Source organism: Microbacterium sp. 4-7 (assembly GCF_014332665.1).
Classification (GTDB): Bacteria; Actinomycetota; Actinomycetes; order Actinomycetales; family Microbacteriaceae; genus Microbacterium.
Genome location: NZ_MCRH01000004.1, coordinates 90,145 through 104,561, shown reverse-complemented (window position 1 = coordinate 104,561; position 14,417 = coordinate 90,145). Strand labels below are relative to the sequence as shown.

Annotated in this window: 12 protein-coding genes; all 12 read left to right on the top strand. The window is 67.9% G+C overall.

Going from position 1 to position 14,417, the window contains the following annotated elements; all coding sequences use genetic code 11:
- Positions 1 to 30 precede the first annotated feature (30 nt).
- The 12 genes from hisG (at position 31) to pyk (ending at position 14,376) form a co-directional block, all read left to right on the top strand.
- Positions 31 to 873, top strand: a complete 843-nt coding sequence (gene hisG, locus BEP68_RS07575) for an ATP phosphoribosyltransferase (protein ID WP_053096106.1) — start codon at positions 31 to 33, stop codon at positions 871 to 873.
- Positions 873 to 1,634, top strand: a complete 762-nt coding sequence (hisF, locus tag BEP68_RS07570) for an imidazole glycerol phosphate synthase subunit HisF (RefSeq protein ID WP_187249652.1) — start codon at positions 873 to 875, stop codon at positions 1,632 to 1,634. Before hisG ends, hisF begins: the two co-directional genes overlap by 1 nt.
- Positions 1,631 to 1,990, top strand: coding sequence for a phosphoribosyl-AMP cyclohydrolase (gene hisI, locus BEP68_RS07565; RefSeq protein WP_056278765.1), 360 nt, complete (start codon positions 1,631 to 1,633; stop codon positions 1,988 to 1,990). Before hisF ends, hisI begins: the two co-directional genes overlap by 4 nt.
- On the top strand, positions 1,987 to 2,577 hold the full coding sequence (locus tag BEP68_RS07560) for a Trp biosynthesis-associated membrane protein (RefSeq protein ID WP_187249651.1): 591 nt from the start codon (positions 1,987 to 1,989) through the stop codon (positions 2,575 to 2,577). The genes hisI and BEP68_RS07560 overlap by 4 nt, the downstream gene beginning before the upstream one ends.
- Positions 2,578 to 2,625: 48 nt before the next feature.
- The gene (locus BEP68_RS07555; protein WP_053096098.1) at positions 2,626 to 2,871 is read left to right on the top strand and encodes an HGxxPAAW family protein; all 246 of its coding nucleotides are present in this window, start codon (positions 2,626 to 2,628) and stop codon (positions 2,869 to 2,871) included.
- Positions 2,872 to 2,873: 2 nt separating this feature from the next.
- Positions 2,874 to 3,644 (top strand): indole-3-glycerol phosphate synthase TrpC, encoded by a 771-nt coding sequence (gene trpC / locus BEP68_RS07550; protein WP_053099114.1) that lies wholly within the window; start codon positions 2,874 to 2,876, stop codon positions 3,642 to 3,644.
- Complete coding sequence (gene trpB, locus BEP68_RS07545) at positions 3,644 to 4,912, top strand: tryptophan synthase subunit beta (protein WP_053096096.1); 1,269 nt, start codon at positions 3,644 to 3,646, stop codon at positions 4,910 to 4,912. The genes trpC and trpB overlap by 1 nt, the downstream gene beginning before the upstream one ends.
- Positions 4,909 to 5,712, top strand: a complete 804-nt coding sequence (trpA, locus tag BEP68_RS07540; RefSeq protein WP_053096094.1) for a tryptophan synthase subunit alpha — start codon at positions 4,909 to 4,911, stop codon at positions 5,710 to 5,712. Before trpB ends, trpA begins: the two co-directional genes overlap by 4 nt.
- 10 nt (positions 5,713 to 5,722) lie before the next feature.
- The gene (gene lgt / locus BEP68_RS07535; protein WP_053096092.1) at positions 5,723 to 6,751 is read left to right on the top strand and encodes a prolipoprotein diacylglyceryl transferase; all 1,029 of its coding nucleotides are present in this window, start codon (positions 5,723 to 5,725) and stop codon (positions 6,749 to 6,751) included.
- Between the two features lie 135 nt (positions 6,752 to 6,886).
- A complete protein-coding gene (gene gltB / locus BEP68_RS07530) occupies positions 6,887 to 11,410 on the top strand; it encodes a glutamate synthase large subunit (protein WP_157538235.1) in 4,524 nt (1,507 codons plus the stop codon).
- Positions 11,403 to 12,869 carry a glutamate synthase subunit beta gene (locus tag BEP68_RS07525; RefSeq protein WP_053096090.1) on the top strand — a complete coding sequence of 489 codons (1,467 nt, stop codon included), beginning with the start codon at positions 11,403 to 11,405 and terminating at the stop codon, positions 12,867 to 12,869. Before gltB ends, BEP68_RS07525 begins: the two co-directional genes overlap by 8 nt.
- A gap of 55 nt (positions 12,870 to 12,924) precedes the next feature.
- A complete protein-coding gene (gene pyk, locus BEP68_RS07520; protein WP_053096089.1) occupies positions 12,925 to 14,376 on the top strand; it encodes a pyruvate kinase in 1,452 nt (483 codons plus the stop codon).
- Positions 14,377 to 14,417 lie beyond the last annotated feature (41 nt).

Here is a 14,417-nt window from a genome sequence, read left to right as displayed (position 1 = left end):
GCCCCACTCGCTTCGATCTGAAGGCATCCCATGCTGCGCATTGCTGTTCCCAATAAGGGCTCTCTCTCCGAGACGGCCGCCGACATGCTCGCGGAGGCCGGCTACGCCGGTCGCCGTGACCCCAAGACGCTCCACGTCGTCGACAGCGACAACGACGTCGAGTTCTTCTACCTCCGTCCGAAGGACATCGCGACGTACGTCGGCTCCGGCGCCATCGATGTCGGCATCACGGGTCGCGACCTGCTTCTCGACGCCCGCATGCCCGGCGCGCGCGAGATCGAGGCGCTCGGCTTCGCCGGCTCGACCTTCCGCTTCGCCGCGCCCTCGGGGCGCTACACCGAGGTGTCCGAGCTCGACGGTCTGCGCATCGCGACGTCGTATCCGGGTCTCGTCGACGCGTTCCTCGATGAGCGCGGAATCGCGGTCGACCTCGTGCCGCTCGACGGTGCGGTGGAGTCCGCCGTGCGCCTCGGTGTGGCCGACGCCGTGGCTGACGTCGTCGAGACGGGCACGACACTGCGTCAAGCGGGGCTCGACGTCTTCGGTCCCGTGATCCTGCAGTCCGAGGCCGTGCTGATCGCCGGTCCGCAGGATGCCGAGGGATCCGAGACGCTTCTCCGCCGTCTCCGCGGCGTCATGGTGGCCCGCCGGTTCGTGATGATCGATTACGACCTGCCGCTCGCTCTGCTCGACGACGCCGTGAAGATCGCCGGCGGCATCGAGTCTCCCACCGTCTCGCCCCTGCGCGACCCCGAGTGGGTCGCGGTGCGGGTCATGGTGGCCCGCGCGCGGGTCAACCCCGTGATGGATGCGCTCTACGCTCTCGGCGCCCGAGCGATCCTCGTCACGGCGATCCACAACGCGAGGCTCTGATGGCGCTCGCGAGTCGCGTCATCCCCTGCCTCGACGTCGCCGCCGGCCGCGTCGTCAAGGGAGTCAACTTCGAGAACCTGCGCGACATGGGCGACCCCGTCGAGCTTGCCCGCCACTACGCGGCGCAGGGCGCCGATGAGATCACCTTCCTCGACGTGACCGCGACGGTCGATGCGCGCGCGACGACCTACGACGTCGTCCAGCGCACGGCCGAGCAGGTGTTCGTGCCGCTGACGGTGGGCGGGGGAGTCCGCAGCGTCGACGACGTGTCCCGCCTGCTGTCCGTCGGAGCCGACAAGGTCGGTGTGAACTCCGCTGCGATCGCGCGCCCCGAGCTGATCGGCGAGATCGCCGACCGCTTCGGGGCGCAGGTGCTCGTGCTGTCGCTCGATGTCAAGCGGGCCGACACGACCGCATCCGGCTTCGTGGTCACCACCCACGGCGGACGCACGCAGACCACCCTCGACGCACTCGACTGGGCGCGAGAGGCCGCTGAACGCGGCGCGGGCGAGCTGCTCGTCAACTCGATCGATGCCGACGGCACGCGAGACGGCTTCGATCTCGAGCTGGTGAAGCTGATGCGCGAGGCAGCCTCGGTGCCCGTGATCGCGTCGGGCGGAGCAGGCAAGGCCGCACACTTCGCTCCGGCGATCAAGGCCGGGGCGGATGCGGTTCTGGCAGCCAGCGTGTTCCACACCGGCGCGCTCACGGTCGGCGACGTGAAGGATGCACTGCGTGCGGAAGGAGTGCTCGTCCGATGAGCGACGTCGAAGAGCGCATCGCGCAGGTCGCCTTCAATGACGACGGTCTCGCACCGGTGATCGTGCAGCAGTGGGACACTGCAGAGGTCCTGATGCTCGCCTGGGTGGATGCCGAGGCGCTGCGACGTACCCTCACCACCGGACGTGCGGTCTACTGGTCTCGATCCCGCCGGGAGTACTGGCGCAAGGGCGACACCTCGGGCAACATCCAGGTGGTGCACGAGGCGCGGCTCGACTGCGACGGCGATGCGATCCTGCTTCGTGTCGACCAGACGGGACCGGCCTGTCACACGGGCACGCGTACCTGCTTCGACACGACCGACCTGCAGGCCGTCGAGGGGGGCTCCGCAGAATGACGCTCGCACGCAGAGGCCGGTCGATCGCCGTCTCGGGGTTCCTCCTCTCCGGTGCGATCGGCATCATCTCGTCGACGCAGACCTGGCTGACCGTCGCGCGCACCGATGCGGGAGAGGCGATCCTCGTGCCAGGGTCGTCCGCGCTGCCCTTGCTCGCGCCTCTCAGCCTCGCCGTGCTGGCGCTCGGCATCGCGCTCTCGATCGTCGGTCCCGTGCTCCGGCTGATCTTCGGCGTGCTCGCCACCGCTGCCGCGCTCTTCCTCGGGTGGACGACGCTCCAGTTGGTGCTGACCGAGCCGCTGAGCGCCGTCGGCCCCACCGTCACCGAGACGACCGGTCTCGCCGGGAGCTCGGCGATCACGGACGTGGTCGCCGGCATCGAGCTCTCCGCCTGGCCCGTCATGACGCTCATCGGCTGGGTCATCCTGCTCGCGGCATCCCTCGTCGTGCTCGTCACGTGGCGCCGCTGGAAGCGCGGCGGCCGCCGCTACCGCACCGATGCCGCACATGTGGACGCGACCGCCGGCCCCGTGGACGCGATCGATTCGTGGGACGACCTGTCTCGCGGAACCGACCCGACGCGATGACCCCGATAGACTTGACCCGAACCAGCACGTCGTCCCCCGGAGGAGACCATGACCAACCCGATCGCTGACCCCGGCCACGGACACTCGCCTGCCGCATGGACGGGCGTCATCATCATGCTCGCCGGCTTCACGATCGGCACGCTGGCGTTCTGCCTCGCCGAGTTCAGCCCCGTCTGGGTCGCCCTGATCTGGGTCGGCGCGGCCATCATCCCGATCGGCGCGCTCGTGGGCTGGCTGCTCGCGAGGGCCGGCTACGGCGTGAAGGGCCCCAAGTACTCGCCGAAGGCGCACTAATGGTGCTCGCCGACCTCACGGCCGGCGCAGTCGCAGACGCTGAGCGTCGCGCTCTCACCAGGCCACTGGCCGAGGTGGAACGCGATGCTCTCGCACGCCCCGCCGCCAAGGACGCCCTGGCGTTCCTCGCTCCCGCCGAGCGCGTGAAGATCATCGCCGAGGTGAAGCGCGCGAGCCCGTCGCGTGGCGCCCTGGCCGAGATCCCGGATCCCGCTTTCCAGGCGTCGCTGTACGAGACGGGCGGCGCGTCGGCGATCAGCGTCCTGACCGAGGAACGCCGGTTCGGCGGCAGCCTCGCCGATCTCGAAGCTGTCACCGCGCGCGTGTCCCTTCCCGTGCTGCGCAAGGACTTCATCGCGAATCGATATCAGGTCCTCGAAGCACGAGCCGCCGGTGCCGATCTCGTGCTGCTGATCGTCGCGGGGCTCGAGCCGCATGTGCTCCGTGAGCTCTTCGGCTTCATCACCGAGCTCGGCATGACGCCGCTCGTCGAGACGCACTCGGCCGACGAGCTCGAGGTCGCGATCGATCTCGGGGCATCGCTGATCGGCGTCAATGCGCGCGACCTGAAGACCCTCGAGCTCGACCGCGATCTCTTCGGCCGTCTCGTCGACCGGATCCCTGAGACCGCGGTCAAGATCGCGGAATCCGCGGTCCTCACACCTGAAGACGTCAGGCACTACCGCTCAGCGGGCGCTGACGTCGTCCTGATCGGGGAAGCGCTCGTCACGGGCGACCCGGTCGCCACACTCAAGAGCTTCCTGGAGGCGTGATGAGCCTGCGAGACCAGCACGGTCCACTGTTCGGCGACTACGGCGGACGCTACATGCCCGAGTCGCTGATCGCCGCGATCGACGAGCTCTCGGCGGCATACGCCGACGCGATCGTCGATCCGGTCTTCCGCGACGAGCTGGCGTCTCTGCTCAGCTCCTACGCCGGGCGCCCGTCGCCGCTCACCGAGGTCGCCCGGTTCGCCGAGCACGCCGGCGGAGCGCGAGTGTTCCTCAAGCGCGAGGACCTCAACCACACCGGCTCGCACAAGATCAACAACGTGCTGGGGCAGGCGCTGCTGACGAAGCGCCTCGGCAAGACCCGCGTGATCGCCGAGACGGGGGCAGGCCAGCACGGCGTCGCCACGGCTACCGCTGCCGCTCTCTTCGGCCTCGACTGCACCATCTACATGGGCGAGGTCGACACCGAGCGCCAGGCGCTCAATGTCGCGCGGATGCGACTGCTCGGCGCGGAGGTGATCGCGGTCACCTCCGGATCGCGCACGCTGAAGGACGCGATCAACGACGCGTACCGCGACTGGGTGGCGAGCGTCGAGACGACCAACTACATCTTCGGCACCGCGGCGGGGCCGCACCCGTTCCCCGCGATGGTTCGGGACTTCCAGAAGATCATCGGCGAAGAGGCTCGCCAGCAGCTGCTCGACGAGGTCGGCCGACTGCCTGACGCGGTCATCGCGTGCGTCGGAGGCGGCTCGAACGCGATCGGAATGTTCGATGCGTTCCTCGACGACGCCGGCGTGAAGCTCTACGGAGTCGAGGCGGCCGGTGACGGCGTCGACACACCTCGCCACGCGGCCTCCATCGAGCGTGGGCGTCCCGGCATCCTGCACGGCGCGAAGACCTACGTCCTCCAGGACGAAGACGGCCAGACGGTCGAGTCGCACTCGATCTCCGCAGGTCTCGACTACCCGGGCGTGGGGCCGGAGCACTCCTGGCTCGCCGACATCGGTCGCGCCGAGTACATCCCGGCGACCGATGATGAGGCCATGCAGGCACTGCGCCTGCTGAGCCGCACCGAAGGAATCATCCCCGCCATCGAGTCCGCCCACGCTCTCGCGGGCGCCCTGCGCCTCGGACGTGAGATGGGTCCGGACGCCGTGCTCGCGATCTGCCTCTCGGGTCGCGGCGACAAGGACATGGACACCGCGGCCCGCTACTTCGACCTCTACGACGCCGAGGCGCTCGCGCACGATGTCGCCGACGAGAGCGACGCCGAAGCAGCCGCGTCGAAGGGGGAGCCGGAGCTGTGAGCCGCGTCGAACAGGCGATCGCCGCCGCCCATGATGCGGGCCGCAGCGCCTTCGTCGGATACCTCCCCGTCGGCTACCCCGACCTCGAGACGAGCATCCGTGCCGCCATCGCCCTCGCCGAGAACGGCGTCGACATCATCGAGCTCGGACCGCCCTACAGCGACCCGGTGATGGACGGCGCCGTGATCCAGGAGGCGACCACCGCGGCTCTCGCGAACGGCTTCAAGATGAAGGACCTCTTCACGGCCGTTCGCGCGATCACCGACGCCACCGACGTGCCCGTCCTGGTCATGACGTACTGGAACCCGGTGTTCCAGTACGGCGTCGATCGCTATGCGGACGACCTGCTGGCTGCGGGGGGAGCGGGCCTGATCACGCCCGACATCACCCCTGACGTGGCAGGGGAGTGGATCGCGGCGAGCGAGCGCACGGGCCTCGACCGGGTCTTCCTCGCCGCGCCCACCTCGACCGACGAGCGCCTCGACCTCGTCGTGAAGTCGTCCACCGGCTTCGTCTACACCGTCTCGACCATGGGCATCACCGGTGAGCGCACCGAGCTCGACCGCGCTGCGCGCACCCTGGTCGGACGCCTTCGCGAGCACGGCGACATCCGCGCCTGCGTCGGGATCGGCATCTCGACCGCCGAGCAGATCGCCGGAGTCTCCGAATACGCGGACGGCGCCATCGTCGGCACCGCACTCGTCCGCGCCCTCCGCGACGGCGGCATCCCCGCCCTCGCAGAGGTCACCCGAAACCTGGCGGTCGGCACGTCGTCGGCACGCCCCGTACACGAGAACTAGAATCGCACTCATGTCCCTCGCGCTCCACAGCACCTTCAGCGGCGTGCTCGCCAGCATCCCGAGCCCCACGGTCTCCTACATCGACCTCGGCCCGCTCCGGATCCACTTCTACGCGCTCTGCATCATCGCCGGCATCATCGCGGCGGTACTGCTCACCAACCACCGCCTCACCAAGCGCGGTGCAGAGCCGTGGGTCGTGATCGACATCTCGATCCTCGCCGTTCCGCTGGCCATCATCGGCGCGCGCATCTTCCACGTCCTGACCCACCCGAACTTCTACTTCGGCGAGGGCAGGAACACCTGGAATCCCTTCGAACCCGGATCCGTCTGGGCCATCTGGGAGGGCGGCATCGCCATCTTCGGCGCCCTCATCGGCGGCGCAGTGGGCGCGTACCTCGGATGCCGCTGGACCGGCATCCGCTTCTGGACCTTCGCCGACGCACTGGCACCCGGGCTCCTGCTCGCACAGGCCATGGGCCGTTTCGGCAACTGGTTCAACAACGAGCTCTACGGTCTGCCCACCGACCTGCCGTGGGGCCTCGAGATCCCCTCCGACAACTCCGCGTTCCCTCCCGGCCTTCCCGAGGGCACGCTCTTCCACCCCACGTTCCTGTACGAGGTGATCTGGAACGGTCTCGGCGTGATCGTGCTGCTCTGGCTGAGCCGCAAGGCGACCGCGTTCCAGTGGGGAAAGCTCTTCGCCATCTACCTCATCTGGTACAGCGCCGGACGTGTGGTCTGGGAGTCGATCCGCATCGATCCGAGCGAGATCATCCTGGGTCTCCGCAGCAACGTGTGGGCCGCCATCATCGGCATCATCGTGGGCATCGCGATCCTCATCGTCCAGTCTCGCCGTCACCCCGGTCTCGAGCCGTCGCCCTACCAGCCCGGCCGCGGCCGGAAGGACCTCGACGCTGATGTAGAATCGCAGAACAATCCCTCCGATTTCGTGGACGTGAGTGAGCCTCCGTCCGAAGAAGTCGCCGCAGGAGCCAGCGCCACAAGCACCGCTCCCACGGACTCGGAAGGCGCTCGATAGCCCACCGGTCCGTGCGGACCCCATCGCATCCACCCGGCCAATGACGCCCCCGGGTCATCCGAAGATCTGAGGACGGTACTGGTGTATTTTCAGCCTCCCTACGGCGCTTCCGGCGCTTACCCCCCGAAGCAGGGCATGTACAACCCGGCGTTCGAGAAGGACGCCTGCGGCCTCGCCATGGTCGCGACCCTCCGCGGCGAGGCGGGCCACGACATCATCGCGCTCGCGCTCGAAGCGCTGCGCAACCTGGAGCACCGCGGGGCGATCGGCTCGGATGCCGGCACCGGAGACGGCGCGGGCATCCTGACGCAGATGCCGGACGCGTTCCTGCGCGCCGTCACCGACTTCGAACTGCCCCCGGTCGGCGAGTACGCCGCGGGCCTGGCATTCCTGCCGCGCGATTCCAGCGAGCGCCGCCAGCAGAAGGCCGGCATCGAGAAGATCGCCCGCTCGGAGGGACTCCGCGTCCTCGGCTGGCGCGAGGTTCCGACGGTCAACGACAACCTCGGAAAGCTCGCCGACGAGGCGCGTCCCGCCTTCGAGCAGCTCTTCGTGAGCGCCGGGGGAGCGACGCACTCGGACGCCCCGCTCACCGGCATCGCCCTCGACCGCGTCGCATACCGACTGCGCAAGCGCGCCGGTCACGAGCTCGGCGCCTACTTCGTGACGCTGTCCGCCCGCACTCTCGGCTACAAGGGCATGGTCACGACGCTGCAGCTCGAGCCGTTCTACCCCGACCTGCAGGACGAGCGCTTCATGTCCGAGCTCGCGGTCGTGCACTCCCGCTACTCCACGAACACGTTCCCCTCCTGGCCGCTCGCTCAGCCGCTGCGCATGCTCGCGCACAACGGCGAGATCAACACGGTCGGCGGCAACCGCAACTGGATGCGCGCTCGCCAGTCGCAGCTCGAATCCGAGCTGCTGGGCGATGTCGCGCCGCTGCTGCCGATCTGCACCGACGGTGCCAGCGACTCCGCGTCGTTCGACGAGGTGCTCGAGCTGCTCACCCTCACCGGTCGCAGCCTGCCGCACGCCATCATGATGATGGTCCCCGAGGCGTACGAGAAGCAGTCCGACATCTCTCCGGAGCTTCGTTCGTTCTACGAGTACCACTCGAACCAGATGGAGCCCTGGGACGGCCCGGCGGCGCTCATCTTCACCGACGGCACCGTCGTCGGCGCGACCCTCGACCGCAACGGGCTCCGCCCCGGGCGCTGGACCGAGACGACCGACGGCCTCATCGTCATCGGCTCGGAGACCGGTGTGCTCACCTTCGAACCCGAGCGGATCAAGCGTCGCGGACGCCTGCAGCCCGGCAAGATGTTCCTCGTCGACACGTCGCAGCGACGCATCATCGAAGACGAGGAGATCAAGCACGATCTCGCGACCATGCACCCGTGGCAGGAATGGCTGGATGCCGGTTCCGTGCGGCTCGCGGACCTCCCCGAGCGGGAGCACATCGTGCACCCGCCCGCATCGATCACCCGCCGTCAGCGCACCTTCGGCTACACCGAGGAGGAGGTGCGCATCCTGCTGACCCCGATGGGCCAGAACGGTGTCGAGCCTCTCGGCGCGATGGGATCCGACACTCCGATCGCGGTGCTCAGCAAGCGTCCCCGCCTGCTCTTCGACTACTTCACTCAGCAGTTCGCGCAGGTGACCAACCCGCCGCTCGACTCGATCCGCGAAGAGGTCGTCACGAGTCTGAAGCTCGGTCTCGGCCCCGAGAGCAATCTGCTCACCTGGGGTCCCGACCACACCCGCACGGTGTCGCTCGACTTCCCGGTCATCGACAACGACGAGCTCGCGAAGATCCGTCACATCGACAAGGCTCTTCCCGATCGCTCCAGCGTGACGATCAGGGGCCTGTACCACTTCGACGCCGGCTCGAACACGCTCGAGAAGCGTCTGACCGAGATGTGCGACGAGGTCGATGAGGCCATCGAGAGCGGTGCCGAGTTCATCATCCTGTCGGATCGCGACTCGAACAAGGATCTGACCCCGATCCCTTCGCTCCTCATGGTCTCGGCCATCCATCACCACCTGATCCGTCGTGAGAACCGCATGAAGGTCGGTCTGATCGTCGAGGCGGGTGACGTCCGCGAGGTGCATCACGTCGCGACGCTGATCGGATACGGCGCGTCGGCGGTCAACCCGTACCTCGCGATGGAGACCGTGGAGCACCTGGTGCGCACCGGCTACATCACCGGCATCAGCCCCGAGAAGGCCGTCCGCAACCTGATCTACGCGCTCGGCAAGGGCGTTCTGAAGATCATGTCGAAGATGGGCATCTCGACCGTCTCGTCGTACGCCGGCGCACAGGTCTTCGAGGCCGTCGGTCTGAGCGAGGAGTTCATCGACAAGTACTTCACCCGCACCGAGTCGAAGCTCGGCGGCATCGGGATCCAAGAGATCTTCATCGAGAATCAGGCTCGTCACGACTACGCCTACCCGGAGGATGAGGCTGCTCGCGCTCACGAGCGCCTCTGGACCGGTGGCGAGTACCAGTGGCGTCGCGACGGTTCCCCGCACCTCTTCAACCCGGAGACGGTGTTCAAGCTGCAGCACGCCACACGCGAGCGCCGCTACGACATCTTCCGCGAGTACACCAGGATGGTCGACGATCAGGCGGCGGAGCTCAAGACTCTGCGCGGTCTGTTCTCGCTGCGGACCGGTACGCGCAAGCCGGTGCCGCTCGACGAGGTCGAGCCGGTCTCGGCGATCGTCAAGCGGTTCTCGACCGGCGCGATGAGCTACGGATCGATCTCGAAAGAGGCCCACGAGACTCTCGCGATCGCCATGAACAGGCTCGGCGGCAAGTCCAACACGGGTGAGGGCGGGGAGGATGCCGACCGTCTGCTCGATCCCGAGCGCCGCAGCGCGATCAAGCAGGTCGCCTCGGGACGCTTCGGTGTCACCAGCCTGTACCTCACCGAGGCCGACGACATCCAGATCAAGCTCGCCCAGGGCGCGAAGCCCGGCGAGGGCGGTCAGCTGCCTCCGCAGAAGGTGTATCCGTGGGTCGCGCGCACGCGCGGCGGAACACCCGGTGTGGGACTCATCTCGCCCCCGCCGCACCACGACATCTATTCGATCGAAGACCTGAAGCAGCTCATCTTCGACCTGAAGCGGGCCAACCCCGAGGCGCGGATCCACACGAAGCTCGTCAGCCAGTCGGGCATCGGCGCGGTCTCGGCGGGTGTCGCGAAGGCTCTGAGCGACGTCATCCTGGTCTCAGGTCACGACGGCGGCACGGGTGCGAGCCCGATGAACTCGCTCAAGCACGCGGGAACGCCGTGGGAGCTCGGGCTCGCCGAGACTCAGCAGACGCTGATGCTCAACGGCATGCGCGACCGCGTGGTCGTGCAGGTCGACGGCCAGCTCAAGACGGGACGCGATGTCATCATCGGCGCTCTGCTGGGCGCGGAGGAGTTCGGATTCGCGACGGCTCCGCTCGTCGTCAGCGGCTGCATCATGATGCGCGTCTGCCACCTCGACACCTGCCCGGTGGGCGTCGCGACGCAGAACCCGGTGCTGCGCGAGCGCTTCACCGGCAAGCCGGAGTTCGTCGTGAACTTCATGGAGTTCATCGCCGAAGAGGTGCGCGAGATCCTGGCCGAGCTCGGCTACCGCTCGATCGATGAGATCGTCGGCCGCACCGAGCTGATCGAGGCGAACGCCGCACTCCAACACTGGAAGGCGGAGGGCCTCGACCTGAGCCCCGTGCTCGAGGGACCGGCATTCCCGGCGAGCGAGCCGCGTCGCAGCCGCCGCACGCAGGATCACGAGCTCGAGAAGCACTTCGACGTGCAGCTCATCGACATCGCCAAGCCAGCGCTCCTCAACGGCGAACCGGTGGTGGTCGAGCTGCCGATCGCGAACACCGAACGCGCCGTCGGGACGATGCTGGGTCACCAGGTCACCTCCCGACACGGCGCCGCGGGGCTTCCCAGCGGCACCATCGACGTCACGCTGCACGGCACCGCCGGTCAGTCGCTCGGCGCTTTCCTGCCTTCTGGAATCGTGCTTCGACTCGAGGGCGACGCGAACGACTACGTCGGCAAGGGGCTCTCGGGCGGCGACATCTCGATCCGTCCCGCTCGCGGGGCGGCCATCGCTCCGCACGAGAACGTGATCGCCGGCAACGTGATCGGCTACGGCGCGACGTCCGGGACCATGTATCTCTCCGGGGTGGTCGGCGAGCGATTCCTCGTGCGCAACTCCGGCGCGACAGCCGTCGTCGAGGGAGTGGGCGACCACGCGCTCGAGTACATGACGGGCGGCGTCGCGGTGATCCTCGGCTCGACGGGTCGCAACCTCGGCGCCGGCATGTCCGGGGGAGTGGCCTACATCCACTCGCTCGACAGCGGCAAGATCAACGCCCAGTCGCTCGGCAGCGGCGAGCTCCGGCTCGAACCGCTCGACCGAGCCGACCTCGAAGTGCTGCGGAGCCTGATCGTGGCACACGTGGAGCGCACGGCCTCGCCGCTCGGCTCCGACATCCTGGCACGGTTCGATGAGACCGCAGGCCAGTTCACGAAGGTGCTTCCTCGCGACTACGCGGCAGTCCGCAGCATGCGCGAAGAAGCAGTCGCCGAGGGCATCGACCCCGACGGCGACATCGTCTGGAACCGCATCCTGGAGGTGACCGGTGGCTGATCCCAAAGGTTTTCTGAAGGTCACAGAACGTGAGCTTCCCCCGCGTCGCCCTGTGCCCGTGCGCATCATGGACTGGAAAGAGGTCTACGAGCCCGGCGACCAGGCCGTCCTGAAGCGGCAGGCAGGTCGCTGCATGGACTGCGGCGTGCCGTTCTGCCATCAGGGCTGCCCGCTGGGCAACCTGATCCCCGAGTGGAACGACCTGACCTGGCGCGGCGAGGGCCGTGCGGCGATCGATCGCCTGCACGCGACCAACAATTTCCCGGAGTTCACCGGTCGCCTGTGCCCGGCACCATGCGAGAGCTCCTGCGTGCTCGGCATCAACCAGCCTCCTGTCACGATCAAGCAGATCGAGGTCTCGATCATCGACGAGGCGTTCGCCAAGGGCTGGGTCGAACCGCAGCCACCGGCCCGCCTGACGGGCAAGACCGTCGCGGTCGTCGGGTCCGGCCCTGCCGGTCTCGCCGCTGCTCAGCAGCTCACGCGCGCCGGTCACACGGTCGCGGTGTTCGAGCGCGACGACCGCATCGGCGGCCTGCTGCGTTACGGGATCCCCGACTTCAAGATGGAGAAGGGGCAGCTCGAGTCGCGCCTTCGCCAGATGCAGGAAGAGGGAACACGCTTCCGCGCCGGAGTAGAGATCGGCAAGGACATCTCATGGGCCGACCTGCGCGCCCGCTACGACGCCATCGTGATCGCCACCGGATCCACGGTTCCGCGCGACCTGTCGATCCCTGGTCGCGACCTCGACGGAGTGCACTTCGCGATGGAGTACCTGGTCGAGTCGAACCACGCGGTCGCCGGTGACAAGGTGCCGGAGCAGATCACCGCCGAGGGCAAGCACGTCATCGTGATCGGCGGCGGTGACACCGGCGCGGACTGCATCGGCACCGCACACCGTCAGGGCGCGATCAGCGTGACGAACCTCGCGATCGGCAAGCAGCCAGGCACCGAGCGGCCGGGCCACCAGCCCTGGCCGATGATGCCGACGCTGTTCGAGATCTCCTCGGCACATGAAGAGGGCGGCGAGCGGGTCTTCCTCGCCTCGACCGTCGAATTCCTCTCGAACGATGTGGGCGAGGTGCGCGCGCTCCGCGTCGCCGAGACCGAGTTCATCGACGGCCGCCGGGTTCCCAAGAGCGGGACGGAGCGCGAGATCCCCGCAGATCTCGTACTGATCGCGATGGGCTTCACCGGTCCGGAGCAGGACGGCTACTCCGAGGACACCCTCCCGCAGGTGACCGACCGCGGTGCCTTCCGACGTGATGACAGCTACGAGTCCACGGTTCCCGGCGTCTTCGTCGCCGGTGATGCCGGTCGCGGACAGTCGCTGATCGTCTGGGCGATCGCCGAGGGCCGCGCGGCTGCGGCGAACGTCGACCGATTCCTCATGGGGACCACCGTGCTGCCCGAGCCGGTGCGACCACATGAAGTCGCTATCGGTCTCCAGCCCGCGTAGGCTGAGCGGCGGCACCGTCGCCTGATTTCCATCCCCCACTACCCTGGAGCAATCTTTGAGACGCGCGAAAATCGTCGCCACCCTGGGCCCCGCCACCTCCACGTACGAGACCGTGCGTGCACTCATCGACGCCGGAGTGGACGTCGCCCGTCTGAACCTCAGCCACGGTGACTACTCCGTGCACGAGAACAACTACGCCAACGTCCGTCGCGCTGCCGACGATGCGGGCCGCGCCGTCGCCATCCTCGTCGACCTTCAGGGGCCGAAGATCCGTCTCGGCAAGTTCGAGAACGGTCCCTACGAGCTCGCCGAAGGCGACATCTTCAAGATCACGACCGAAGACATCATCGGCAACAAGGAGATCTCGGGCACGACGTTCAAGGGCCTGCCCAACGACGTCAAGCCGGGCGACTTCCTGCTTATCGACGACGGCAAGGTCCGCGTCGAGGTCGTCGAGACCGACGGAGTCACCGTCACGACGCGCGTGATCGTCGCGGGCGCCGTCTCGAACAACAAGGGCATCAACCTGCCCGGCGTCGCCGTCAACGTCCCCGCACTCAGCGAGAAGGACGAGGACGACCTCCGTTGGGGCCTGCGCATCGGCGCCGACCTCATCGCCCTGTCGTTCGTCCGCAACGCCGAAGACGTCAGCCGCGTGCACGAGATCATGGCAGAGGAGGGCGTCAAGGTCCCCGTCATCGCCAAGGTCGAGAAGCCGCAGGCCGTCGACGCTCTCGAGGAGATCGTCGACGCGTTCGACGCGATCATGGTCGCCCGTGGCGACCTCGGGGTCGAGCTGCCTCTGGAGGCCGTGCCGATCGTCCAGAAGCGCGCTGTCGAACTGGCACGCCGCAACGCGAAGCCCGTCATCGTCGCCACTCAGATGCTCGAGTCGATGATCAACAGCCCGGTGCCGACGCGCGCCGAGACCTCCGACGTCGCCAACGCCGTGCTCGACGGCGCGGATGCCGTGATGCTCTCGGGCGAGACCAGCGTGGGTGACTACCCGGTCGTCGTCGTCGAGACGATGGCTCGCATCATCGAGTCCACCGAAGAGCACGGACTCGAGCGCATCGCCCCGCTGACGAACAAGCCGCGCACGCAGGGTGGTGCGATCACTCTCGCCGCTCTCGAGGTGGCCGAGTTCGTCGACGCGAAGTTCCTTTGCGTGTTCACCCAGTCGGGTGACTCGGCGCGTCGTCTCTCCCGTCTGCGCTCGCGCATCCCGATGATCGCGTTCACACCCGAGCCGAGCATCCGCCGTCGCATGGCGCTCACCTGGGGCATCCGCTCGAAGCTCGTCGACATGGTCCAGCACACGGACCTGATGTATCTGCAGGTCGACGACTATCTGCTCAGCAGCGGACTCGCCGTCGAGGGTGACAAGGTCGTCGTGATCTCCGGTTCCCCTCCCGGAATCGTCGGCTCGACCAACGACATCCGCGTGCACAAGGTCGGAGACGCCGTGAACGGCGCGGCTCCGATCTACAAGGAAGCCACGGTCTGATCCAGGCAAGAGGCGAAGGGGCGGAGCCACGGTTCCGCCCC

Bases quoted from the DNA above. Each gene is read 5' to 3' on its own strand.
- hisG (WP_053096106.1), top strand. From the start codon at position 31: ATGCTGCGCATTGCTGTTCCCAATAAGGGCTCTCTCTCCGAGACGGCC.
- hisF (WP_187249652.1), top strand. From the start codon at position 873: ATGGCGCTCGCGAGTCGCGTCATCCCCTGCCTCGACGTCGCCGCCGGC.
- hisI (WP_056278765.1), top strand. From the start codon at position 1,631: ATGAGCGACGTCGAAGAGCGCATCGCGCAGGTCGCCTTCAATGACGAC.
- BEP68_RS07560 (WP_187249651.1), top strand. From the start codon at position 1,987: ATGACGCTCGCACGCAGAGGCCGGTCGATCGCCGTCTCGGGGTTCCTC.
- BEP68_RS07555 (WP_053096098.1), top strand. From the start codon at position 2,626: ATGACCAACCCGATCGCTGACCCCGGCCACGGACACTCGCCTGCCGCA.
- trpB (WP_053096096.1), top strand. From the start codon at position 3,644: ATGAGCCTGCGAGACCAGCACGGTCCACTGTTCGGCGACTACGGCGGA.
- lgt (WP_053096092.1), top strand. From the start codon at position 5,723: ATGTCCCTCGCGCTCCACAGCACCTTCAGCGGCGTGCTCGCCAGCATC.
- gltB (WP_157538235.1), top strand. From the start codon at position 6,887: ATGTACAACCCGGCGTTCGAGAAGGACGCCTGCGGCCTCGCCATGGTC.